Below are 22,008 nucleotides of genomic sequence, written 5' to 3'. Positions count from 1 at the left end.
GACTTCCTGCAAACCTGCGAACCATCCGACAGCGTCAGGCACGAATCCTGCTACGTCACTGTATCGACCGGTCTGACCAGACGCGCCGATCCTTTGCATCCCCCTCTCTCCTCATGCCGCCTAATGCACTACGTCCTTGATTTCGCCGACCTGCGGCAGTACTTCGCGCTGTTCGTGCGCGGCGCCGCGCTGACGATTGCGCTCACGGCCGTCTCGACGGTCATCGGCGTGGTCTTCGGTGCGCTGTGCGCCGCTGCGCGCGAGGAAGGTCCGAACGGGTTCAGGTTTTTCGCCGGACTGTACGTCGAACTGTTCCGTAATACGCCGTTCATTGTTCAGCTGTTCTTCATCTTCTTCGGGCTGCCCAGCGTCGGCATTCATATCGACGAGACGAGCGCCGCCATCATCGCCATGAGTCTCAACCTCGGCGCGTATGCGACCGAGATCATTCGCGCAGGCATGCGCGCCGTGCCGCGCGGACTGTCCGAAGCCGGTCTTTCGCTTGCCATGACGCGCGGACAGATACTGCGTCACGTGATCCTGCCGCAGGCATTCGCCAAAGTGTTCCCGGCGCTCGCCAGCCAGATCGTCATCGTGATGCTCGGCTCGGCCGTCGTCTCGCAAATCTCCGTCCCCGATCTCTCCTATGCGGCCAACTTCGTGCAGTCGCGCACATTCCGGGCCTTCGAGAGTTATCTGATCGTCACCGCGCTCTATCTGGTGCTCGCCATCGCGCTTCGTCGTGTGCTGATGCGCGGCGCACGCCGACTGTTTCGCGGCATGGTGAAGGGAGGCGCGCGATGATCGAGTTTTCGATAGCGGACATGCTGCGCGGATTGATCCTCGCCGGACGCTGGACGCTCGCGCTCTCAGCCATCGCGTTCGTGTGCGGGGGACTGGTCGCGCTGCTACTCCTGGTGATTCGTGTCGGACGCGTGCAATGGGCCGCACGCGCTGTGGCGCTGTACATCGAAGTGTTTCAGGGCACGCCACTGCTCATGCAGCTCTTTCTGGTGTTCTTCGGGCTGCCGTTGCTCGGCCTGGAAGTGTCGCCGTGGGTGGCGGCGGCAGTGTGTCTCACGCTCTATACGAGCGCTTATCTGACGGAAATCTGGCGTGGCTGCGTCGACGCCATCCCGCACGGTCAGTGGGAGGCATCGTCCAGTCTGGCGATGCGCTACGGCGAGCAACTGCGTCACGTGATCCTGCCGCAGGCGATGCGCATCGCGATTGCGCCGACCGTCGGCTTCTCCGTGCAGGTCGTCAAGAGCACGGCGCTAGCGTCGATCATCGGCTTCGACGAACTCACCAAGACCGGCACCATGCTCACCAATGCGACGTTCCAGCCGTTCACCGTGTACGGCCTCGTCGCGCTGCTCTATTTTGTTGCCTGCTATCCGCTGTCGCTGTGGGCGCGCCATCTCGAAAGGAAACTCCATGTCGCTAATTAAGGTCCGGGGCATGCAAAAGCGCTTCGGCGAGAACCCCGTGCTGCGAGGCATCGACATGGAAGTCGAGCGTGGTCAGGTCGTGTCGATCATCGGCAAGAGCGGCTCGGGCAAGAGCACGCTGCTGCGCACGCTCAACGGTCTGGAGCGATTCGATGCGGGTAGCGTGGACGTGGACGGCGTGCTGGTCGGCGCGCGCGACACCGATCTTCGCGCGCTGCGTCTGAAGGTCGGCATGGTGTTTCAGCAGTACAACCTGTTTCCGCATCTGACAGCGGGCGAAAACGTGATGCTCGCGCAGAAGGTCGTTAAGAAGACGACGAAGCACGACGCCCGTGAAGTCGCTCGCACGATGCTCGCCAAAGTAGGGCTGGCCGACAAGTTCGACAGCTACCCGTCGCAACTCTCGGGCGGTCAGCAACAGCGCGTGGCGATTGCCCGTTCACTTGCGATGCATCCGTCAGTGCTACTGTGCGACGAGATCACTTCGGCGCTTGATCCCGAACTGGTCGCGGAAGTGCTCAAGGTGCTGGAAGACCTCGCCGCCGAAGGCATGACGCTGATTCTCGTCACGCACGAGATGCGCTTTGCGCGTAACGTATCGGATCGCGTGGTGTTCATGCATCAGGGGAAGATCTGGGAGTCCGGCGATCCGGAACAGCTCTTCACGCAGCCCGCAACGCCGGAATTGCAGCGGTTCATCGCGCAATGACATTCCACCCTTCGCTCATCCTTCGCATTGAAATTCACTCGTCACGATGAAGCTCACTCCTCGCGAAAAAGACAAGCTGCTCATCTTCACCGCCGCCCTGCTGGCCGAGCGCCGGCGCGCGCGCGGCCTGAAGCTGAACTATCCGGAAGCCGTGGCGTTCATCAGCGCCGCACTGATGGAAGGCGCGCGCGACGGACGCACCGTCGCCGACCTCATGCATTACGGCACGACACTGCTCACGCGTGACGACGTCATGGAAGGCGTGCCCGAGATGATTCCCGACATTCAGGTCGAAGCCACGTTTCCCGACGGCACCAAACTCGTCACCGTGCATCACCCGATTCCATGACGTGACGGTACGCATCGATCGCTTCGCCTGACACCGATAACCGTAGACAACAACATTTCGCTGCACTTTAAGGATGCCCCCCATGGCCCGCCTCGAAAACACGCCTGACGCGCACGTTACGCTCCCCAGCTCCACCGGCACCCGAAGCACTCGACAAGCTCGCCACCCGATGGCCCGCATGGCGACCGGCCTTGCGCTGCTCGCCACATCGGGTGTCGCGCTGGCCCACCCGGGGCATCCGGGTCACGACGCCGTGAGCAGCTTCGCCGCCGGTTTCCTGCACCCGCTGACCGGCGCGGATCATCTCTGCGCAATGATCGTCGTGGGGCTATGGAGTTCGCTGACGTCCAAACGCGTCTGGGCGGCGCCGCTCGCTTTCGTCGCCATGCTCGCGGCCGGCGGCCTGCTCGGCATGATGCATTGGGTCTCCCTGCCCGGCGTGGAACCGATGATCGCCGTCTCGCTACTCGTCCTCGGCCTGATGCTCGCGACGCGTGCGCAACTGCCGGGATGGGCGGGCGCAGCAGTCGTCGGCACGTTTGCCGTCTTCCACGGTTTCGCCCACGGCGCGGAGCTGCCCACGGAAGCGAGTGCGATGCACTACATGGCCGGTTTCCTCGTGGCGACCGGCATGCTGCACTGCCTCGGCATCGCTGCCGGTGTGGCGCTGCGCCATCGAACGGTGTGGGTGCCGCGCGTGCTGGGTGCTGGCGTGCTGGCCTATGGCGTGACGCTGCTCGCAGCAGCGGCCTGACGCCGGTTGCTGCCACCAGGAGACGCCCATGATTCCCGGAGAACTGCTCCCCGCCGCTGGCGACATCACGCTCAACGAGGGGCGTGAGACCGTCAGCGTGACCGTGGCCAACACCGGCGACCGTCCGATCCAGATCGGCTCGCACTTCCACTTCTATGAAGTCAACGACGCCCTGCAATTCGACCGCGAAGCAGCGCGCGGCTTTCGGCTGAACATCGCCGCCGGCACCGCCGTTCGCTTCGAACCGGGGCAACAACGCACGGTAGAACTCGTGGCGCTGGCGGGTGATCGCCGCGTTTATGGTTTCGCGGGTCGCGTCATGGGGGCGCTATGAAAATCTCTCGCCGCGCCTACGCGGAAATGTTTGGCCCGACCACGGGCGACCGGTTGCGTCTGGCCGATACGGAACTCATCGTCGAGATCGAACGTGACTACACGATCTATGGCGAAGAAGTGAAGTTCGGCGGCGGCAAGGTGATTCGCGACGGCATGGGGCAATCGCAACGCACCCGCGCCGACGTCGTCGACACCGTCATTACCAATGCCGTCATCATCGACCATTGGGGCATCGTCAAGGCGGACATCGGCCTGAAGGACGGACGTATCTGGGGCATCGGCAAGGCCGGGAACCCCGACATCCAGCCCGGCGTGACGATCCCGCTCGGGGGCGCGACGGAAGTCATCGCCGGTGAAGGCATGATCGTCACGGCAGGCGGCATCGATTCACACATTCACTTCATCTGCCCGCAGCAGATCGAGGAAGCGCTATCGTCGGGCGTGACGACGCTGCTCGGCGGCGGCACCGGACCCGCGACGGGCACCAACGCGACCACCTGCACGCCGGGGCCGTGGCACATGGAACGCATGTTGCAGGCCGCCGACGGTTGGCCCATCAACCTCGGCTTTCTCGGGAAGGGCAACGTCAGTCAACCCGAGCCGTTGATGGAACAGATCGAAGCCGGGGCGATTGGTCTTAAGCTTCATGAGGACTGGGGGTCGACGCCCGCGGCCATCGATGCATGCCTCTCGGTGGCCGACGCCACCGACACGCAAGTCGCGATTCACACGGACACGCTGAACGAAGGCGGCTTCGTCGAAGCGACGGTCGCGGCCATCAAGGGCCGCACAATCCACACCTATCACACCGAGGGTGCGGGCGGCGGTCACGCGCCGGACATTCTGAAGGTCTGTGGCGAACCGAACGTGCTGCCGTCGTCCACCAATCCGACACGGCCTTACACCGTCAACACGCTCGACGAACATCTCGACATGCTAATGGTCTGCCATCACCTCGATCCGGCGATTGCAGAGGACATTGCGTTTGCCGAGTCGCGCATTCGTCGCGAGACGATTGCGGCCGAAGACATCCTCCACGATCTCGGCGCGCTGTCGATGATCTCGTCGGATTCGCAGGCCATGGGGCGCGTCGGGGAGGTAGTGATGCGCACCTGGCAGACGGCGCACAAGATGAAGGTGCAGCGCGGCGCGCTGGGAACGGACTCGTCGGCGTCGGACAACTTCCGTGTGAAGCGGTACGTGGCGAAGTACACCATCAACCCGGCGATCACGCACGGCATGGCGCATGAAATCGGGTCCATCGAAGTCGGAAAATGGGCCGATCTGGTGCTGTGGGAACCGGCGTTCTTCGGCGTGAAGCCGTCGCTGATTCTCAAGGGCGGCATGATCACGACGGCGCTGATGGGCGACCCGAACGCGTCGATTCCGACGCCGCAGCCCGTGCATTACCGCGAGATGTTCGGCGCGCGGGCGGGGGCGCTGGCGCGGACGTCGCTGACGTTCGTCTCGCAAGCAGCGTACGATGGCGACGTGGCCGGTCGTTTCGGACTGACCAAACGCATCGTGCCGGTGCGCAATATCCGGCAGGTGACCAAGGCCAACATGATCAATAACGACTGGCTGCCGAACATCAGCGTCGATCCCGAGACCTATCAGGTCATCGCGGACGGGCAACTGCTGACGTGCGAGCCCGCCACCGTGTTGCCCATGGCCCAACGCTACTTTCTTTTCTGACCTCGCCGAGCCATGTCGCAAGATTCCGAACTCTCCGCATCCGAGATCCCTCCGTCGTCGACCACAACTTTGCGTCGTGTCGAGAAGCGCTTCGAAGCGGGACACATCGCCGCCCCGCTCGCGCGCCGCGCCCCGGCGCTCGTGCTGCCGTTCGACGCGCGCAGCAAGAGCCGTCTTCGTGCGACGCTGGAGACCGGTGAAGAGGTCGCGCTGTTTCTGCCGCGCGGCACCGTGCTGCGCGGGGGCGATGTGCTCGTCGCAGACGACGGTAAGTTCATCCGTGTGGAAGCGGCGGCCGAAACCGTGCTGCTCGTGAGCGCGTCAACCGCCCTCGCGCTCACCCGCGCGGCGTATCACCTCGGCAATCGTCATACCCCGGTGGAAGTCGGCGACGGGTACCTCAAGCTCGAATACGACCCGGTCTTGCGCGACATGCTACTGCGGCTCGATGTCGACGTCGCCGAAGCATTGATGCCCTTCGAGCCGGAAGCCGGCGCTTACGGTGGAGGTCACAAGCACGGTCACGACGCGACTTACGCCGAAGACTTCGAACTCGCACAGCGCGTGTTTCACGAGCATCACGGTCATGACCATGATCACGACCACGGGCATGTTCATGGTCCGGGCTGCGGTCACGATCACTCGCATTCGCATAGTCACGATCACGGACACGATCACGTTCATCTGCACGGTCCGAGCTGCGGCCATGATCACTCGCACGGTCACGATCATGCGCAAGACCACGACCATGTGCATGGCCCGGATTGTGGCCACCATCACGCCGCCGACACCGGTAGCGAACCCGCTTCAGTGAGTCCGACCGATGACGGCAAGCCTGCCCAGCCCGCTCACTGAGCCGGTCGCGGCGGCGTCGCTGCAATCGCTCGCGGCGCTGCTTCATCTCGCCTCACCTGCGCTTCCCATCGGTGCCTTCAGCTATTCCCAGGGCCTCGAAGCAGCGGTCGAGCACGGCATCATCCACGACGCTCCCAGCGCCGAGCGCTGGATCGCCAGCCAGCTCGACGGCGTCTTCACAACGGGTGAAATGGCGCTGCTCGCGCGTCAGTGGCGTCACTGGCAAGCGCGGGACGTCGCAGCGTTACGCCACATCAACGACTGGTTGCTCGCCACGCGAGAGACCGCGGAACTGCGCGCCGAGACCGAGCAGATGGGCTGGTCGCTCACCCAACTCGCGGTGTCGCTCGAATGGGGCGATGCCGAGCAACGCGAGCATCTGTCGTCGCTCAAACCGATTGCCTTGCCCACAGCCTTTGCGTTCGCCGCGCTGACGCATGGCGCACCGTTGCCCGACACGCTCGTCGCTTACGCGTTCAGTTGGCTGGAGAATCAAGTTGCCGGTGCGCTCAAGGCGGTGCCACTCGGGCAGTTGGCGGCACAGCGCGTCATCGTCGCATTGCGTCCGCGCGTGGTCGACGCCGCCCATCGAGCCGCGTCGCTGCCGGACGATCAGATCAACACGTTTTCCCCGGCGCTGGCCATTCTGGCGTCGCGCCACGAAACACAGTATTCCCGGCTGTTCCGTTCGTAGGACGCGAGTTTTCGCGTCACCTTATTCGTCATTTCCTGCGTCATCTTTCACTCACCGCCACCACGACATACGCCATGACGACATCCGCCAACGCCCGTCGCACCAAAAAGAATCCGCCGCTGCGTGTCGGCATCGGAGGCCCGGTTGGCTCCGGCAAGACCACGTTGACCGAGATGCTCTGTAAAGCAATGCGCGATCGCTACGATCTCGTCGTCATTACCAACGACATCTACACGAAGGAAGATCAGCGGCTGCTCACCGTCGCCGGTGCGCTGGAGCCTGAGCGGATTCTCGGCGTGGAGACGGGCGGCTGCCCGCACACGGCGATTCGCGAGGACGCATCAATCAATCTCGAAGCCGTCGAGCGCATGCTGGATCGCTTTCCGGAGGCGGACGTCGTGTTCATCGAGTCCGGCGGAGACAACCTTGCCGCGACGTTCAGCCCCGAGTTGTCGGACCTGACGATTTACGTGATCGACGTGGCTGGCGGCGAGAAAATCCCCCGCAAAGGCGGCCCGGGCATCACGAAATCCGACTTGCTGGTGATCAACAAGACCGACCTTGCGCCCTACGTCGGCGCGTCGCTCGATATCATGCGCTCCGACACGCAGAAGATGCGTGGCATGCGTCCATTCGTGATGGGCAACATGAAAGAAGGCAAAGGCCTCCAGGAGATCATCAGCTTCATCGAGGCGCGAGGGATGCTGGCGTGACGTGATGGGCGGGGGGCCACTCACGCGAGTGTTGCCAAATTAATCGTCAGGAAAGGGGCGAGTCAATCGGGTCGGGAGATTTCTCGGGCGATTCCTATGCGGATCGCCCATGCTTCCGATGTCCCGACCGAGTTACCGCTGCGCGACCGAAAACCCGTGTTCGCGAAGCAGTTGGAGAATCCCGTGCGGGCCGCCCAGATGCAACGTGCCGACCGCGACGAACACCGGCTTGCCCGGGTCCGCCAGGAACAGCATCCGCGCCAAAAAGCGACGGTTGCGCGAGTAGAGAATGCGCTCGTCTATCGCGTCGGCCAACGTCGCATTGCGTCGTACTTGCAGCGCCTTGCTCTGCGACCAGTCGAACACCAGTTCGGCATCGCCCGCACGCCACAAGCGGTGCAACTCCTCCACCTGCGCCGTCGCCTTCTTCGGCGTGAGTACCAGCTCCTGCGCCAGCAACTCGTTCTGTTGTGCCGCCGTCAGTCCGGTGAACGCGTCCATCTGTTCGGCAAGCGACTCGAGGCCGACGATGCGACCACGATAGATGTTCTCCAACTGGTTTTCCGTGCCGTACTCGGTCTGGAGGTCGGCGCCCATCGAATCCAGCGTCTCGACGAGCAGCGCCGCCAGCCACGGGCGCATGTGGCGAATCTCGGCGAGCATCGCCGGATTGCCCTTGAGACGGTCGCGCAACTGACGCCAGAGCGGCGCGGGGATCAGCCTCGGCAGGCAGGCGCGCGAGCACATGCCGTATTTCTGGACGTCGTCCTGCGACATCGTCAGGTCGTCGGGCGACAGCTCGAACGCCACCACCTTCGACACGCGCAGCGCATCGACCACCACTTTTCGGAACGGATAGTCGTCGGGTTTGCCCACGTGCAACGTGCCCATCACGTAGATGGTCATGTCGCCCTTGCGCGCTTCGTAGAACGGGAGATTGGCGCCCGGCGGCGGTTCGCCGGGCTCGGGCACCACCAACGGGAACGTTCGCGGCGCCACCGCGCGCGGAACGGCGGTCGTCGCCGCATCCAGCGTGACGGCCAGCGTCATCAGCAAGCAACCCAGCAGCCAGCCGGTCAATGCAACGCCCCGGCGCACATGCGTCGCGCGTGGTGGTCCACCCAATCTCTTTATCCCTCTATCTCTTCGACCCGATGGCACGCCACCCGACGTCCTTCGAGTTCTCGCAATTGCGGCACTTCCTGACGGCATCGGTCAACCGCATACGGACAGCGCGGCGCAAACGCACACCCCGGAGGCGGGCGCAGTGGCGACGGCAACTCGCCGATCAGCGGAATCTTCACCCGCCGCTCGGACGCCTTGATCGCCGGCGTTGCCGACATCAATGCCTTCGTGTACGGATGCAGCGGCTTGCCGAACACGGCGGCCTTGGGACCGTGTTCGACCGCGCGGCCGAGGTACATCACCATGACGTCGTCGGCCACATGCTCGACCACCGCGAGATTATGCGACACGAATACGTAACTCGTCGCGTATCGGTCCTGCAAATCCATGAAAAGATTCAGGATCTGTGCCTGAATTGAGACATCCAGGGCCGAAACGGGCTCGTCGGCGACCACAATCGCTGGCGACAGGATCATCGCCCGGGCAATCGCCACCCGCTGACGCTGACCGCCGGAGAACATGTGCGGATAACGCGCCACATGCTCCGGACGCAGGCCGACGGTGCGCATCATCGCAGCGATTTTCTCGCCCCGCTCGGCCCGGCTGAGCGACGTGTTGATCGCCAGCGGCTCGTCGAGCGCCTGCCCCACCGTCTTGCGCGGGTTGAGCGACGCGTACGGGTTCTGGAACACCATCTGGATGCGCGTGCGCAGCGGCGCCAGTTCGCCCGCCGACGCCGCCGTGGTCTCGGTCGCTTCGACGAAGAGTCTGCCGGACGTGGGCGTCTCGATCAACGTCAGCACTCGCGCCAGCGTCGATTTGCCGCACCCCGACTCGCCGACCACCGCCAACGTACGCCCCGCTTTCAGCTCGAACGACACGCCGTTAAGCGCCTTGACGCTCGCCTGCCCGCGCAGCAACCCGCGGTTGACCGTGTAAAAACGCGTCAGATCCTGCGCGGCAAGCACCACGCGGTTGTCCGGCGCACCCGCCTGCGGACTGGCCGGAGGCGTCGCAAATACCGTTTCGCTCATTGCGCCCCTCCCGTCGACGATTCCTTCGGCTGCCCGATCGCCACCTCATGCGGCAACGGCTTGAAACACCGCACCATCGGCGAACCCACTGCGCTCGGCCCGACATAGGGTGTCAGCGCAGGCTGAACTTCGCGGCAATGATCGTCGGCGTAGGGACAGCGCGGCGACAGCAGACAGCCCGCCGGCCGATCGTCGCGCCCCGGCACTACGCCCGGCAGCGTGCGCAATCGACGCACCCCCCGGTTGTGTTCAGGAATCGCGCAGAGCAGCGCCTCCGTATAGGGGTGATGCGGCGCGTCGAACAGCGCTGGCACCTGCTGGACTTCGATGACCTGCCCCGCATACATGACGGCCACCTTGTGCGCGACTTCCGCCACGACCGCGAGATCGTGGGAAATCAGCACGAGCGACATGCCGTAGTCCTTCTGCAGTTGCAGCAGCAAGGCCATGATCTGCGCCTGAATGGTGACGTCCAGCGCAGTCGTCGGCTCGTCGGCAATCAGCAATTTGGGACGGCACGCAATCGCCATCGCGATCATGACGCGCTGGTTCATCCCGCCCGAAAGCTGATGCGGATAAGCACCGAGCCGGTTGGCTGCGTCGGGAATCTCGACCTGTTCCAGCAGTTCGACGATTCGCTCACGCAGCGCCCGACCGCGCAATCCCATGTGACGGCGCAGCACCTCGCCGATCTGATACCCGATGGTGAAGCTCGGATTCAGACTAGTGAGCGCGTCCTGAAAAATCATTGAGACGTCACGGCCGACGATATTGCGGCGCTCGCGTTTGGACGCGTGAAGCAAGTCGCGGCCGTCGAAACGCACTTCGTCGGCGGTGACGTGACCGGGGGCGTCGATAAGGCCCATGAGCGCGAGCATCGTCACGCTCTTGCCGGACCCGGATTCGCCGACCACGCCAAGAATTTCGCCCTGGCCGACGTCGAGGTCGATGGCGTCGACAGCGCGTGCGCCGTCGAAGTCGACCGATAGATTTCGAATGGAGAGCAGGCTCATGCGATGCGTTTCAGTTTGGGGTCGAGGGCATCGCGCAGGCCGTCGCCGACCAGGTTGATGGCAAGGACCGAGATGACGATCGCAAGTCCCGGCAGCGTCACAATCCACCAGGCACTTTCCATATAGTCGCGTGCGGACGCGAGCATCGAGCCCCACTCCGCGAGCGGAGGTTGCACGCCAAGGCCGAGAAAGCCGAGCGCCGCCGCGTCGAGAATGGCCACCGAGAAGCTCAGCGTTGCCTGCACGATGAGCGGCGCCGCGCAGTTCGGCAGCACCGTCGAGAACATCAGGCGCAGCGTGCCCGCACCCGCCATTCGCGAGGCGACGACGTAGTCGCGCTGCAATTCGCCGATGGCCGCCGCGCGCGTCAGACGCACGTACGCGGGCAACGTCACGATCGCAATCGCGATGGTCGTATTGGCAAGGCCCGGGCCGATCACAGCCACCACGGCGACCGCCAGCAGCAGCGAGGGCAGCGCCATCATCATGTCCATCAGACGCATGATCGGCGTGTCCAGCCAACGCGGGAAAAACGCCGCCAGCAACCCGAGCAGAATGCCCGGGATCAGCGACAGCACCACCGACGACAGACCAATCCAGAACGACAGCCGCGCACCGTAGATCAGGCGCGAAAGAATGTCGCGTCCGGCTTCGTCGGTGCCGAGCAGGAAACGTGCGTTGCCGCCCTCGAACCAGGCTGGCGGAATCTTCACGAAGTCGCGGTATTGCTCAATGGGGCTGTGCGGGGCGATGAGCGGCGCGAGCAGGGCGGCCGCGAACATCAGCAACAGGACGATGGCCGCGACGGTTGCGCCGCGGTTGGCGGTAAAGCTGCGCAGGAACTCCCGGATCAGGCGCGCGCGCGGCGTGGCCGTGACGGCGGCGGGAGGCGGCAGCGTAGCAGGCGTGTCACTCATTGTTGACCTCCTTCAGTGCCGGATGCGCGGGTTGACGACGCCGTAAAGCACGTCGACCAGCAGGTTGACCAGAATCACGCCCGTCGCGATGAGCAGAATGCCGCCCTGCACCACCGGATAGTCGCGTCGAAGAATCGCATCGATCAGCCACTTGCCGATGCCGGGCCATGAGAAGACGTTCTCGGTCAGCACAGCACCCGCGAGCAGCGTGCCGACTTGCAGACCGATGACCGTGATGACCGGAATCAGCGCATTGCGCAGCGCATGCACGACGATCACGCGCCACGGCGACAACCCCTTCGCGCGTGCCGTGCGGATGTAGTCCTCACGCAGCACTTCGAGCATCGCGGAGCGCGTCATGCGGGCAATCACCGCGAGCGGCACGGTGCCGAGCACGATGGTCGGCAAAATCAGGTGGCTAACCGCCGAGGCGAATGCGCCTTCGTCTCCCGAGAGCAAGGTGTCGATGAGCATGAAGCCGGTCACGCTCGGCACGTCGTATTCCACGCCGATGCGACCGGACACGGGCGTCCATTGGAGATCGACGGAGAACAGCATGATGAGCAGCAGTCCCCACCAGAAGATCGGCATGGAGTAGCCGGTGAGCGCAGCCCCCATGGTGGTGTGGTCGAGCATCTTCCCCCGCCGCAGCGAAGCAGCGATACCTGCTGGCAAACCGACGGCGAGTGCGAAAATCATCGCGCAGAGAGCGAGTTCCAGCGTGGCCGGGAAGCGGGCGAAGAACTCGTGCAGCACACCCTCGTTGGTCACGATGGAGCGGCCGAGGTCGCCTTGTGCGGCGTGTTTCAGATAGACGAAATACTGCGTGGTGAGCGGCTGGTCGAGTCCGAGCCGCTTCATCGCTTCGGCGTGCATGACGGGGTCGAGATTGCGCTCGCCCACCAGCACTTCGATCGGATCGCCGGGAATAAGGTGAATGAGCGCGAACGCGAGGACGGTGATGCCGATGAACGTCGGGATCACCATGCCTAGTCGTCTCAGGACGAATCTCAGCATAGGAATGTTCCGTGGGGGCGTCGCGCGCCGCCCGTCCCCGGCGCAGGGACAAGTGGCGCAATGCCGCGTTAGTGAATCTTGTCAGTCGTGGACGATCTTCCGTCCGGGTGCTGCGAACTGGCCCGGGCGCGGCGGCCGGGCCAGTCAGCTTTCTTCTTGTCGGTGAGACGTAATCCGGCTTCTTAGTCGAACTTAATCGAGCGACACGCCAGCGAAGCTGTTACGGCTGAACGGGCTGAGCTTGAAGCCCTTCACGTTCGTGGCCATCGGCTTGTACTGCGTCGAGTGCGCGATAGGCGAGAACGGCAGTTGCTGCGCGAAGATGTCCTGCGCCTGCGTGTAGAGCTTGGTGCGCTCCTTGACGTCGGTCGTCTGACGCGCCTGCTTGATGAGATCGTCGAACGGCTTGTAGCACCACTTCGAGAAGTTGTTGCCATTCATCGAATCGCAGCCGAGCAGCACGCCGAGCCAGTTGTCCGGATCGCCGTTGTCGCCGGTCCAGCCAATCAGCATGGCATCGTGTTCACCCGCTTTGGCACGCTTGATGTACTCGCCCCATTCGTACGTGACGATGTTCGCCTTCACCCCGATCTTGGCCCAGTCGGCCTGAATCATCTCGGCCATCAGCTTGCCGTTCGGGTTGTACGGACGTTGCACCGGCATGGCCCACAGCGTGATCTCGATACCCTTCACGCCCGCCTTGTCGAGCAGCGCCTTGGCCTTTTCGGGATCGTAGCTGGCCGACTTGATGTTCTTGTCGTAGGACCATTGCGTCGGCGGCATCGGCGCGCCGTTCGACAACTGTCCGGCCGAGCCGTACACGGACTGGAGGATCGCCTTCTTGTTGATCGCCATGTCGAGCGCCTGACGCACTTCCACGCGATCGAGCGGCGCCTTCTTGACGTTGTACGCCACGTAGCCGAGGTTGAAGCCCACCTGATCCGGCATCTTGATCTTCGAATCCTTGCCCTGTGCCTGAATGTCGGCCTTGAGCGCATCGACGTCCGCCGGACGCGGGTACGTCACGACCTGACATTCATTGCGCTTGAGCTTCTGGATACGCACGTTGGCGTCCGTCGTGATGGCGAACACCAGCTTGCCCACCTTCGGCGGCAGGTTCGTATTCCAGTACTCCTTGTTGCCGTCCATACGCAGCGTGGCGTCCTTCGTGTAGCTGCGGAAGATGAACGGGCCAGTGCCGACCGGCTTGAGTGCGATGTCGCGCGGGTTGTTCGCCGCCATAAGCTTGTCTGCGTATTCCTTCGAGAGGATCGACGCGAACGACATGGCCAGGTTCTGGATGAACGGGGCGTCGACCTTCTTGAGCACGAAGCGCACGGTGTACGGATCGACGATCTCGATGCGCTCGATGTCGGCCTGCAAGCCCATGTCCACGTAATACGGGAATTCCGCCGGGTAAGCCTTGCGGAACGGCATCTCGCGGTCGCCCATGCGGTCGAACGTGAACTTCACGTCTTCGGCGTTGAAGTCACGTGTGGGCTTGAAGTATTCGGTAGTGTGGAACTTCACACCCTTGCGCAGGTGGAAGGTGTAGACCTTGTTGTCCGGCGAGATGTCCCACTTCTCGGCCAGCGACGGCATCGTGCCCGTCTCGCCCGGCACGAAGGCGACGAGGCGGTTGTAGATGGCGTCGGCGGGATCGAAGTCGGTGCCGGTGGTCAGTTGCCCCGGATCAAAACCGGCGGGGCTGCCCTCGGAGCAGTAGACGAGGGTCTTGTTCGGGAGCTCGACGGCTGACGCGGGCGGGATCACTGCCGCTCCGGCAAGCACGGTTGCAGCCAACAGCAAACGCAGGGTGTGAGTCTGTTTCATAGGCTCCTCGTATCTTTGAGTTGACGCCCGGCAACGATCAGCCGCCGAGCCCACGAGGGATATTACTTAACCTTCACCTACGTAACAACACGCCAAATCCCTACTAAACCGCCCATTTGTGGTGTTTCTGATTAGGAAATCACTCAATTTTGATTGGGATTGACTTCCCGAGCGGTCATCAGGCAGCAAAGATTGCGCGCACCCTACCCCCTTCCTGCCCTTCCACCGCTTGCTGTGCGTCCTTACAGACCGAGCCGCTGCCACATGGCTTTGGTCGCTGCCGCCGCATTGAGCGTGTAGAAGTGCAGGCCCGGCGCGCCTTCCTTAAGCAACCGTTCACACAGCGCCGACACCACGTCGAGACCGAAGGCGCGGATGGCTTCGCGGTCGTCGCCAAAGCCTTCCAGCCGCTTGGCGATCCAGCGCGGCACTTCCGCACCGCACATTTCCGAGAAACGCATCATCTGCGAGTAGTTCGTGATCGGCATGATGCCCGGCACGATCGGCACGTCCACGCCGAGGCGGGCGACGTCGTCGACAAAGCGGAAGTAGGCGTCCGCATTGAAGAAGTACTGGGTGATGGCCGCGTTCGCGCCCGCCTTCACCTTGTTGGCGAAGTGTTCGAGATCGTGACGCGGCGATTTCGCCTGCGGATGGTATTCGGGGTAAGCCGCGACTTCGATGTGGAACCAGTCGCCCGTCTCGGCGCGAATGAACTCGACCAGTTCGGACGCATAGCGAAACTCGCCGATCTCGCCCATGCCCGACGGCAGATCACCACGCAGCGCCACGATGTGACGGATGCCGTGATCGCGATACGTCGTGAGAATGTCGCGGATGTTGTCGCGAGTCGAGCCGACGCACGACAAGTGCGGTGCGGCGTCCACGCCTTCGCGCTGGATTTCGATGACGGTGTCGAGCGTGCCCTGTTGCGTCGAGCCGCCCGCGCCAAACGTCACGGAGACGAACTTCGGGCCAAGCGGGAACAGTTGCTCACGCGTCGCGCGCAGCTTCTGCGCGCCGTCGGCAGTCTTGGGCGGGAAGAATTCGAAACTGAAGGAAGGTTGCGTCATGATCGTCTTGTTATCGTGGGTGCCGTTCATGCAGCACGTCTGGCGTGCACGAAGAACTCCCGGTTGCCGTCACCGCCGGCGATGGGACTGTCGAGCCATGCGGCCACCGTCAGTCCGAGCGCTTCACAGGCGGTGCGGATTTTTGTCTCCACTTGCGCGTACTGCGCGGTGTCTTTCACGAGGCCACCGCGTGCGATGTGCTCCCGTCCCACTTCGAATTGCGGCTTCACCAGCATCAGCAGGTCGCCCCCCGGCGCAAGCAACGGCGCCACAGCGGGCAACACCAGCGTGAGCGAGATGAACGACACGTCACCCACGATCAGATCGAAACCTGCCTCGGGGATAGCATTCAGTCCGCCATCCGATACGACTTCCGTCAAACGCTCATCGAGCATTTCGCGCGACAGATGCCGCGCATTGATCCCTTCGAGCGACGCGAGCCGTGGCTCACCCATCAAACGCGGATGCAGTTGCCCGTGCCCCACGTCGACGCCGACGATCTGCGCCGCCCCCGCCTGCAACAGGCAATCCGCGAAGCCACCGGTCGACAGGCCAACGTCGAGCACCACGCGGCCCGTCACGTCGAGTCCCGTCGTGGTCAGTGCGCCAGCCAACTTTAGGCCACCGCGCGACACGTAACGGTCCTCGTCCGGCAATCCGTCAGCCGCCGCACGCACTTCCAGTTCCTCGTCGCTCGCCACCGGTTGGCTGGCTTTCTTGAGCGCCGTCTCGGTGCCGGTGTAATACACGCGTCCGGCATCGATCAGACGTTGAGCGACAGTGCGCGACGCCGCCAACCCTCGGGAGACGAGAGCCTGATCGGCACGGAGAGCTTGCGACATGACTACGAATTTCCTGCAAAGAACCGTCGACGAAAGGCTATCGACACTTACACGTTGGAGACGCGATCGCCGAACACCAACGCCGAGAGAATCCACGAAATCAGGCTGTACAGCAGCGAGCCGAATAGCGCCGCCCAGAAGCCGGAGACTTCGAAGCCCTTGACCACATGCGACGCGAGCCAGAACAACAGTGCGTTGATGACAAAGATGAACAGGCCCAGCGTCACCACCGTGACCGGCAGCGTGAGCACGACGAGCAGCGGGCGCAGGAACGCGTTGATCAGGCCAAGCACGACCGCGACGATCAGCGCCGTGCCGATGCCCTTGAGCTGAACGCCCGACACGATGTACGGCAAAACGAGAAGCGCGATGGCATTGATAAGCCAAATCAGCAGCAGACGCATGGCAAGCTCCGTAAAACTTGCCGGTGCACGGCATTCTTGCCCGCACCGGCGGTGGGAAATTCGAGTCCAGCAAGCCCCGGCGGGCACAACGGCAACTGACGCCATCGCACCGCCGTGGCTTCACCACGCGTTACCGCGCCTGGTCGGTACGTCGCATTCCTCCATGCAACGCGCCGACGACCCGCGCGGCAACGTCAATCGATCAATAACGGTAGTGCGACGGCTTGAACGGACCGTTCTTGTCGACGCTGATGTACTTCGCCTGATCGTCGCTCAGCACGGTCAGTTCGGCACCGATACGGCCCAGGTGCAGGCGCGCGACCTTCTCGTCCAGATGCTTCGGCAGCACGTACACGCTGTTCTTGTACTTGGCACCGTGCACGAACAGTTCGATCTGGGCGAGCGTCTGGTTCGTGAACGAGTTGCTCATCACGAACGACGGGTGGCCCGTGGCGCAACCGAGGTTCACGAGGCGACCTTCAGCCAGCAGGATGATGCGCTTGCCGTCCGGGAAGATGATGTGATCGACTTGCGGCTTGATGTTTTCCCACTCGTACTTGCGGGTCGACGCCACGTTGATTTCCGAGTCGAAGTGACCGATGTTGCAGACGATGGCCTGATGCTTCATGGCGGCCATGTGGTCATGATCGATCACGTGGAAGTTGCCCGTCGCCGTCACGAAGATGTCGGCCTTGTCGGCTGCGTATTCCATCGTCACGACACGGTAGCCTTCCATGGCGGCTTGCAGTGCGCAGATCGGATCGATTTCCGTGACCCACACTGTCGCGCCCAGACCGCGCAGGCTTTGCGCGCAGCCCTTGCCCACGTCGCCGTAACCGGCCACGAGGGCGATCTTGCCCGCGATCATCACGTCGGTAGCGCGCTTGATACCGTCGACCAGCGACTCACGGCAGCCGTACAGGTTGTCGAACTTCGACTTGGTGACCGAGTCGTTCACGTTGATGGCCGGGAACGGCAGCGTGCCGTCCTTTTCCATCTGGTACAGACGGTGCACACCGGTGGTCGTCTCTTCGGTCACGCCCTTGATCTGCGACAGGCGCTTGCTGTACCACTGCGGATCGATTTCGATGTGACGCTTGATGGCGGCGTACAGCGCGACTTCTTCTTCGTTGGTCGGGTTGGCCACGACCGACAGATCCTTCTCGGCCTTGCTGCCCAGAATCAGCAGCAGGGTGGCGTCGCCGCCATCGTCGAGAATCATGTTGGCGAACTCGCCGTTAGGCCATTCGAAGATGCGGTGGCTGTATTCCCAGTACTCGTCGAGCGACTCGCCCTTGAACGCAAACACCGGAATGCCAGCGGCCGCGATGGCGGCGGCGGCATGGTCCTGCGTCGAGAAGATGTTACACGAAGCCCAGCGGACTTCGGCGCCCAGCGCGGTCAGCGTCTCGATGAGCACGCCCGTCTGGATGGTCATGTGCAGCGAGCCAGCAATGCGCGCGCCCTTGAGCGGCTGGCTGGCCTTGAATTCGGCACGCGTAGCGACCAGACCGGGCATTTCGCTCTCGGCAATGGTCAGCTCTTTACGGCCCCATGCCGCCAGATTGATATCGGCAACGTGGAAATCGGAGAATTTCGAATCGACTACGGCGTTCATCACGCCTCCTTTCTCTAAAGTCTAGATAGTTGGGACGTGAGCGCCGTTCTTGGGGCCCACGCGCCAACGATCCGGGGGTAATCCGGCGGCCGGCGGGGCCAATAGGAAGGATCTTGAGCCTGGCAGCACTTCGGCTGTCGCAACGCTCCTCAAGACCCCGGCATTGTAGCAAAACTGATGCGCGAAGTTACGTCAGGGGCGACGCCCGAAGGGTTATTTTTATCAGACGGGAAGATGGGCGATCAGCGGGGCGGCGAGGACCATGAGCACGCCGTTGATCATCATGACGAGACTGGCGACGACACCTTCTTCGCCACCGATCTGGCGCGCCTTGGCCGTGCCGAAGCCGTGAGCGCCCGCGCCGAACGGGGCGCCGCGCGCCATACGGGTACGCAGCGGCAGCCACGACAGCAGCGCCTCGCCCAGCAACATGCCGATCAGGCCGGTGATGATGACGAAGAGGCCGACCAGATCGCGCGAACCGCCGACCTGATCCGACACGACGAGTGCGAACGGCGTCGAAATCGAACGTGCAAGCAGGCTGCGCGCCATCTCCGGCGGCAACTCGAACAGCCGCGCGAGGACATACGAACTACCGACGGCCACGACCATCGCGACCAGCACGCCGAACGTCAGCGCAAAGGCGTGGCGACGGATGATGTCGCGATGCTCGTAAATCGGCACCGCAAAGGCGATGGTCGTCGGTCCCAGCAGCCACACGAGCCAGCGGGAATCGGCGATGTACGTCGTATACGAAATATCGCCGCCGATCATCACGCCGATGACCAGGATCGGCGCGAGAATCGCCGGGCCGAGCCACACCTTCCCAAAGCGCGCATAAAGACGCTTCGACACGTAATAAAAGAAGACGGTGAGAACGAGCAGCAGGAGCGCCGTATGATTCATGACAATTCCCTGCGAGTGCGATTAGCTTGAATGACGGCGCGAATGGCGTTGATTGCGTAATTCATCAACGACCATCGTGCGCATGCGCACGGCGGGCCGGAATGCGGGCGAATGCCAGCTTCAGACGACGCTCGGCGCGGCAGGCGAAGTCAACGGCCAGCGCGGTCGAGACCATCACGAGCGTGGTACCGACGCCGATCACAGCCAGCAGTTGCAGGCCTTCCTGACGCAGCAGATCGGTGTATTGCATGACGGCGGCGACCAGCGGCACGAAGAAAAGGATCATCTCGGCCAGAAACCAGTCGGCGCCACGCTTGATCTTCTCCGTCTTCAGCACACCGCTCATGAGCAGCGCGACGACGACGAGCAGGCCCAGCACGCCACCCGGCAGGGGCAGATGAAAATGACGCGACGCAGCATCGGCCGCCAGATAGATGCCCGTCAGGAGCGCGATTTGCCAAAGCACGCCAACGACGCGCTTGCTACGGCTGTACAGACGGCTGGCGATCATCTTGGTCATGGCTGGCTTCCTAAGGGTTTTCCTGGATATGAGAAGCAGTATAGGAAGCAGCGCAACATAAATATAATGAATTAGTCGTATCAGAACAATTCCAAATTGGAATAATTTAAGTATTAACCCTAATAGTGCATAGGAGAGCCTTACGGGACGGGGCTTTCCGCCAATACGCACCACTAGGGTGCAAACGAGAGAACCAAAATGGAACTGCGTGCGTTGCGAGGATTTGTGGAGGTTGTGCGACAGCAGAGCTTCACGGCGGCGGCCGAAGCGTTGTTCGTCACCCAGCCGACGGTCAGCAAAATGGTCAAGGCGCTGGAAGACGAACTGGGCACACCGCTTATGTTGCGCGAGGAGCGCGGCATGGGCCGTCGACTTCAGTTGACCGATGCGGGACGCGTTGTCTTCGAGCGCGGTCAGGACGTACTCGCTGCCCATGCCCGTCTGCAGCAGGAGCTGGCGGATCTCGAGACGGTGTCGCGCGGCGAGTTGTCGATCGGCATCCCGCCGCTGGGCGGCGACCTGTTCATCCCGGTTATCGGCGCGTTCCATCAGCACTACCCGGATATCGAGATGAAGCTGTTCGAGACCGGCTCGCGGGCCATCGAGCAGGCGTTGCTGGCGGGCGAGATCGAACTGGGCGCGGTGCTGCTGCCCGTCGACCCGACCGTGCTGGACGTGCTACCCGTCTGTCATTACCAGTTGCGTCTGATCGCACCCCGGGAGTCGCGCTGGGAGGGACGCGCCTCCGTCGGCCTCGGCGAGCTGCGTGACGAGCCCTTCGTCTTCTATGGCGAAGGGTTTGCGTTGTCAGAACTGGTGATCGCCGCGTGTCAGCGCGCGGGCTTCACGCCGAAGATTGCGGGGCGCTCAAGTCAATGGGACTTCATCGCGTCGATGGTGGACAACGGCGTGGGTATTGCGCTGCTACCGGAGCCTTTCTGCGCGCGGCTGGATCCGAAGCGTTTCGTGATGACGGACGTGCGAGATCCGGAGATTCCGTGGGATCTGGCGATGGCGTGGCGACGCGACTCGTATCTGTCGCATGCGGCACGACGCTGGCTCGCGTTGGCGCGCGACATCCTCGGACCGGGTGGCGACGGCGAAGCGAAGGCGGCTATCGCAGGCGGCGCACGACGCAAGTGATTGGTGTTTGGCAGACAGCAGGAAGTCGGGCGCACCCACAGTGCACGCGTGGCCGTCGTCCGACGGGAATCGGCGATTGCGGTATCCTTGCCGCTGACAAATTTCCCCCTTTTGCCGTTGCATCGCGTTCCACGGGCGCGAGAGCGGCGCGACACATCGAGACTCATGCGCATCATTACCGCGAATTTGAACGGCGTGCGATCCGCCTCCAAGAAGGGCTTTTTCGAGTGGTTCGGCAATCAGGACGCTGACATCCTCTGCGTTCAGGAAATCAAGGCCCAGTTACCGGACATGACGCCGGACTTCCTCAAGCCGCACGACTATCAAGGCTACTTCCACTATGCGCAGAAGAAGGGTTACAGCGGCGCCGGTGTGTACGTGCGACGCGAGCCCGACGACATTGTCATCGGCTGGAACAACACTGAGTTCGACGCCGAGGGTCGTTATGTCGAGGTGCGTTACGGCAATCTGTCGGTGATCTCGGTGTACATCCCGTCAGGATCGAGCGGCGAGGAGCGTCAGGCGGCCAAGTTCCGCTTCATGGCCGACTTCATGCCGCACCTGCTGGCGCTCAAGGCCGAGGGACGCGAAGTCGTGCTGTGCGGCGACGTGAACATCGCGCACAAAGAAATCGACATCAAGAACTGGAAGGGTAACCTGAAGAACTCGGGCTTCCTGCCCGAAGAGCGCGCGTGGCTCACGCAGTTATTCGACGAGCACGGCTACGTGGATGTCTTCCGCACGCTGGATCAGCGTCCGGAGCAGTACACGTGGTGGAGCAATCGCGGACAGGCGTATGCGAAGAACGTCGGTTGGCGCATCGACTACCAGATCGCTACACCGGGCATCGCGGGCAAGGCGAAGACGACTTCCGTCTTCCGCGACATCAAATTCAGCGACCATGCCCCGCTGATCGTAGACTACGATCACGCGCTCTAAGACGGCATCCGGGGCGGCACCGCGCGTGTCCGCTCTGGCAAAAATCCCCATTGCAAACTGTAGTCATC

At 63.0% G+C, this 22,008-nt stretch carries 24 protein-coding genes and 1 riboswitch; of the genes, 12 read left to right on the top strand and 12 right to left on the bottom strand.

What is annotated here, in order from left to right; genetic code table 11:
* The first annotated feature begins 123 nt into the window (after window positions 1-123).
* The 10 genes from PAN31117_RS00360 (at window position 124) to ureG (ending at window position 7,556) form a co-directional block, all read left to right on the top strand.
* Window positions 124-804, top strand: a complete 681-nt coding sequence (locus tag PAN31117_RS00360) for an amino acid ABC transporter permease (protein ID WP_150736457.1) — start codon at window positions 124-126, stop codon at window positions 802-804.
* Window positions 801-1,451 (top strand): amino acid ABC transporter permease, encoded by a 651-nt coding sequence (locus PAN31117_RS00355; RefSeq protein WP_150736456.1) that lies wholly within the window; start codon window positions 801-803, stop codon window positions 1,449-1,451. The genes PAN31117_RS00360 and PAN31117_RS00355 overlap by 4 nt, the downstream gene beginning before the upstream one ends.
* Entirely contained in the window at window positions 1,438-2,160 is a 723-nt protein-coding gene (locus PAN31117_RS00350) for an amino acid ABC transporter ATP-binding protein (protein WP_150736455.1), read from the top strand. Before PAN31117_RS00355 ends, PAN31117_RS00350 begins: the two co-directional genes overlap by 14 nt.
* Before the next feature lie 46 nt (window positions 2,161-2,206).
* Window positions 2,207-2,509 (top strand): urease subunit gamma, encoded by a 303-nt coding sequence (locus PAN31117_RS00345; protein WP_039394912.1) that lies wholly within the window; start codon window positions 2,207-2,209, stop codon window positions 2,507-2,509.
* 178 nt (window positions 2,510-2,687) lie between these two features.
* Entirely contained in the window at window positions 2,688-3,263 is a 576-nt protein-coding gene (locus PAN31117_RS00340) for a HupE/UreJ family protein (protein ID WP_150736895.1), read from the top strand.
* Between the two features lie 28 nt (window positions 3,264-3,291).
* Window positions 3,292-3,597 carry an urease subunit beta gene (locus PAN31117_RS00335; protein WP_039394909.1) on the top strand — a complete coding sequence of 102 codons (306 nt, stop codon included), beginning with the start codon at window positions 3,292-3,294 and terminating at the stop codon, window positions 3,595-3,597.
* Complete coding sequence (ureC, locus tag PAN31117_RS00330; RefSeq protein ID WP_150736454.1) at window positions 3,594-5,294, top strand: urease subunit alpha; 1,701 nt, start codon at window positions 3,594-3,596, stop codon at window positions 5,292-5,294. Before PAN31117_RS00335 ends, ureC begins: the two co-directional genes overlap by 4 nt.
* Before the next feature lie 69 nt (window positions 5,295-5,363).
* On the top strand, window positions 5,364-6,149 hold the full coding sequence (gene ureE, locus PAN31117_RS00325; protein ID WP_246188883.1) for an urease accessory protein UreE: 786 nt from the start codon (window positions 5,364-5,366) through the stop codon (window positions 6,147-6,149).
* Window positions 6,118-6,843 carry an urease accessory protein UreF gene (locus PAN31117_RS00320; protein ID WP_150736452.1) on the top strand — a complete coding sequence of 242 codons (726 nt, stop codon included), beginning with the start codon at window positions 6,118-6,120 and terminating at the stop codon, window positions 6,841-6,843. Before ureE ends, PAN31117_RS00320 begins: the two co-directional genes overlap by 32 nt.
* 74 nt (window positions 6,844-6,917) lie before the next feature.
* A complete protein-coding gene (ureG, locus tag PAN31117_RS00315) occupies window positions 6,918-7,556 on the top strand; it encodes an urease accessory protein UreG (protein ID WP_150736451.1) in 639 nt (212 codons plus the stop codon).
* A gap of 132 nt (window positions 7,557-7,688) precedes the next feature.
* Here ureG and PAN31117_RS00310 read toward each other — a convergent pair whose 3' ends face one another.
* From PAN31117_RS00310 to PAN31117_RS00255, 12 genes are all read right to left on the bottom strand, one after another.
* Window positions 7,689-8,768 (bottom strand): TraB/GumN family protein, encoded by a 1,080-nt coding sequence (locus PAN31117_RS00310; RefSeq protein ID WP_370855706.1) that lies wholly within the window; start codon window positions 8,766-8,768, stop codon window positions 7,689-7,691.
* Window positions 8,687-9,715: a peptide ABC transporter ATP-binding protein gene (locus tag PAN31117_RS00305; RefSeq protein ID WP_174990736.1), complete on the bottom strand. Its 1,029-nt coding sequence runs from the start codon at window positions 9,713-9,715 to the stop codon at window positions 8,687-8,689. The genes PAN31117_RS00310 and PAN31117_RS00305 overlap by 82 nt, the downstream gene beginning before the upstream one ends.
* Complete coding sequence (locus PAN31117_RS00300; RefSeq protein WP_150736450.1) at window positions 9,712-10,728, bottom strand: ABC transporter ATP-binding protein; 1,017 nt, start codon at window positions 10,726-10,728, stop codon at window positions 9,712-9,714. Before PAN31117_RS00300 ends, PAN31117_RS00305 begins: the two co-directional genes overlap by 4 nt.
* Window positions 10,725-11,645 (bottom strand): ABC transporter permease subunit, encoded by a 921-nt coding sequence (locus tag PAN31117_RS00295; RefSeq protein ID WP_150736449.1) that lies wholly within the window; start codon window positions 11,643-11,645, stop codon window positions 10,725-10,727. Before PAN31117_RS00295 ends, PAN31117_RS00300 begins: the two co-directional genes overlap by 4 nt.
* 12 nt (window positions 11,646-11,657) lie before the next feature.
* Window positions 11,658-12,662 (bottom strand): ABC transporter permease subunit, encoded by a 1,005-nt coding sequence (locus PAN31117_RS00290; protein WP_150736448.1) that lies wholly within the window; start codon window positions 12,660-12,662, stop codon window positions 11,658-11,660.
* Between the two features lie 192 nt (window positions 12,663-12,854).
* A complete protein-coding gene (locus tag PAN31117_RS00285) occupies window positions 12,855-14,495 on the bottom strand; it encodes an ABC transporter substrate-binding protein (RefSeq protein ID WP_150736447.1) in 1,641 nt (546 codons plus the stop codon).
* Window positions 14,496-14,737: 242 nt separating this feature from the next.
* Entirely contained in the window at window positions 14,738-15,568 is an 831-nt protein-coding gene (gene metF, locus PAN31117_RS00280; RefSeq protein ID WP_150736446.1) for a methylenetetrahydrofolate reductase [NAD(P)H], read from the bottom strand.
* 26 nt (window positions 15,569-15,594) lie between these two features.
* Window positions 15,595-16,410 (bottom strand): TlyA family RNA methyltransferase, encoded by an 816-nt coding sequence (locus PAN31117_RS00275; RefSeq protein ID WP_150736445.1) that lies wholly within the window; start codon window positions 16,408-16,410, stop codon window positions 15,595-15,597.
* A gap of 47 nt (window positions 16,411-16,457) precedes the next feature.
* Window positions 16,458-16,814, bottom strand: a complete 357-nt coding sequence (locus PAN31117_RS00270) for a phage holin family protein (RefSeq protein ID WP_039394882.1) — start codon at window positions 16,812-16,814, stop codon at window positions 16,458-16,460.
* A 202-nt stretch (window positions 16,815-17,016) separates the two neighbouring features.
* Window positions 17,017-18,432: an adenosylhomocysteinase gene (ahcY, locus tag PAN31117_RS00265; protein WP_150575151.1), complete on the bottom strand. Its 1,416-nt coding sequence runs from the start codon at window positions 18,430-18,432 to the stop codon at window positions 17,017-17,019.
* Between the two features lie 31 nt (window positions 18,433-18,463).
* Window positions 18,464-18,589, bottom strand: a riboswitch (S-adenosyl-L-homocysteine riboswitch).
* A gap of 65 nt (window positions 18,590-18,654) precedes the next feature.
* A complete protein-coding gene (locus PAN31117_RS00260) occupies window positions 18,655-19,338 on the bottom strand; it encodes an LrgB family protein (RefSeq protein ID WP_052252431.1) in 684 nt (227 codons plus the stop codon).
* Between the two features lie 64 nt (window positions 19,339-19,402).
* The gene (locus tag PAN31117_RS00255) at window positions 19,403-19,858 is read right to left on the bottom strand and encodes a CidA/LrgA family protein (protein WP_150736444.1); all 456 of its coding nucleotides are present in this window, start codon (window positions 19,856-19,858) and stop codon (window positions 19,403-19,405) included.
* A 198-nt stretch (window positions 19,859-20,056) separates the two neighbouring features.
* Between PAN31117_RS00255 and PAN31117_RS00250 the strand changes: the two genes are divergently transcribed.
* Together PAN31117_RS00250 and PAN31117_RS00245 are read left to right on the top strand one after the other, a co-directional pair.
* Entirely contained in the window at window positions 20,057-21,001 is a 945-nt protein-coding gene (locus PAN31117_RS00250; protein WP_150736443.1) for a LysR family transcriptional regulator, read from the top strand.
* A 165-nt stretch (window positions 21,002-21,166) separates the two neighbouring features.
* A complete protein-coding gene (locus PAN31117_RS00245) occupies window positions 21,167-21,940 on the top strand; it encodes an exodeoxyribonuclease III (RefSeq protein ID WP_150736442.1) in 774 nt (257 codons plus the stop codon).
* Window positions 21,941-22,008 lie beyond the last annotated feature (68 nt).

Origin of the sequence: Pandoraea anapnoica, from assembly GCF_902459765.1 — a bacterium.
In the GTDB taxonomy this organism is placed as follows: Bacteria; Pseudomonadota; Gammaproteobacteria; order Burkholderiales; family Burkholderiaceae; genus Pandoraea; species Pandoraea anapnoica.
Note: the sequence above shows the minus strand (reverse complement) of the source record. Positions and strands in the feature narration are given on the sequence as shown.

Bases quoted from the DNA above. Each gene is read 5' to 3' on its own strand.
- PAN31117_RS00305 (WP_174990736.1), bottom strand. From the start codon at position 9,715: ATGAGCGAAACGGTATTTGCGACGCCTCCGGCCAGTCCGCAGGCGGGT.
- PAN31117_RS00245 (WP_150736442.1), top strand. From the start codon at position 21,167: ATGCGCATCATTACCGCGAATTTGAACGGCGTGCGATCCGCCTCCAAG.
- ahcY (WP_150575151.1), bottom strand. From the start codon at position 18,432: ATGAACGCCGTAGTCGATTCGAAATTCTCCGATTTCCACGTTGCCGAT.
- PAN31117_RS00345 (WP_039394912.1), top strand. From the start codon at position 2,207: ATGAAGCTCACTCCTCGCGAAAAAGACAAGCTGCTCATCTTCACCGCC.
- PAN31117_RS00350 (WP_150736455.1), top strand. From the start codon at position 1,438: ATGTCGCTAATTAAGGTCCGGGGCATGCAAAAGCGCTTCGGCGAGAAC.
- PAN31117_RS00270 (WP_039394882.1), bottom strand. From the start codon at position 16,814: ATGCGTCTGCTGCTGATTTGGCTTATCAATGCCATCGCGCTTCTCGTT.
- metF (WP_150736446.1), bottom strand. From the start codon at position 15,568: ATGACGCAACCTTCCTTCAGTTTCGAATTCTTCCCGCCCAAGACTGCC.
- PAN31117_RS00260 (WP_052252431.1), bottom strand. From the start codon at position 19,338: ATGAATCATACGGCGCTCCTGCTGCTCGTTCTCACCGTCTTCTTTTAT.
- PAN31117_RS00250 (WP_150736443.1), top strand. From the start codon at position 20,057: ATGGAACTGCGTGCGTTGCGAGGATTTGTGGAGGTTGTGCGACAGCAG.
- PAN31117_RS00340 (WP_150736895.1), top strand. From the start codon at position 2,688: ATGGCGACCGGCCTTGCGCTGCTCGCCACATCGGGTGTCGCGCTGGCC.
- PAN31117_RS00290 (WP_150736448.1), bottom strand. From the start codon at position 12,662: ATGCTGAGATTCGTCCTGAGACGACTAGGCATGGTGATCCCGACGTTC.
- PAN31117_RS00335 (WP_039394909.1), top strand. From the start codon at position 3,292: ATGATTCCCGGAGAACTGCTCCCCGCCGCTGGCGACATCACGCTCAAC.
- PAN31117_RS00285 (WP_150736447.1), bottom strand. From the start codon at position 14,495: ATGAAACAGACTCACACCCTGCGTTTGCTGTTGGCTGCAACCGTGCTT.
- PAN31117_RS00360 (WP_150736457.1), top strand. From the start codon at position 124: ATGCACTACGTCCTTGATTTCGCCGACCTGCGGCAGTACTTCGCGCTG.
- PAN31117_RS00355 (WP_150736456.1), top strand. From the start codon at position 801: ATGATCGAGTTTTCGATAGCGGACATGCTGCGCGGATTGATCCTCGCC.
- PAN31117_RS00275 (WP_150736445.1), bottom strand. From the start codon at position 16,410: ATGTCGCAAGCTCTCCGTGCCGATCAGGCTCTCGTCTCCCGAGGGTTG.
- PAN31117_RS00255 (WP_150736444.1), bottom strand. From the start codon at position 19,858: ATGACCAAGATGATCGCCAGCCGTCTGTACAGCCGTAGCAAGCGCGTC.
- PAN31117_RS00320 (WP_150736452.1), top strand. From the start codon at position 6,118: ATGACGGCAAGCCTGCCCAGCCCGCTCACTGAGCCGGTCGCGGCGGCG.
- PAN31117_RS00310 (WP_370855706.1), bottom strand. From the start codon at position 8,768: ATGCCGTCAGGAAGTGCCGCAATTGCGAGAACTCGAAGGACGTCGGGT.
- PAN31117_RS00300 (WP_150736450.1), bottom strand. From the start codon at position 10,728: ATGAGCCTGCTCTCCATTCGAAATCTATCGGTCGACTTCGACGGCGCA.
- ureG (WP_150736451.1), top strand. From the start codon at position 6,918: ATGACGACATCCGCCAACGCCCGTCGCACCAAAAAGAATCCGCCGCTG.
- ureC (WP_150736454.1), top strand. From the start codon at position 3,594: ATGAAAATCTCTCGCCGCGCCTACGCGGAAATGTTTGGCCCGACCACG.
- PAN31117_RS00295 (WP_150736449.1), bottom strand. From the start codon at position 11,645: ATGAGTGACACGCCTGCTACGCTGCCGCCTCCCGCCGCCGTCACGGCC.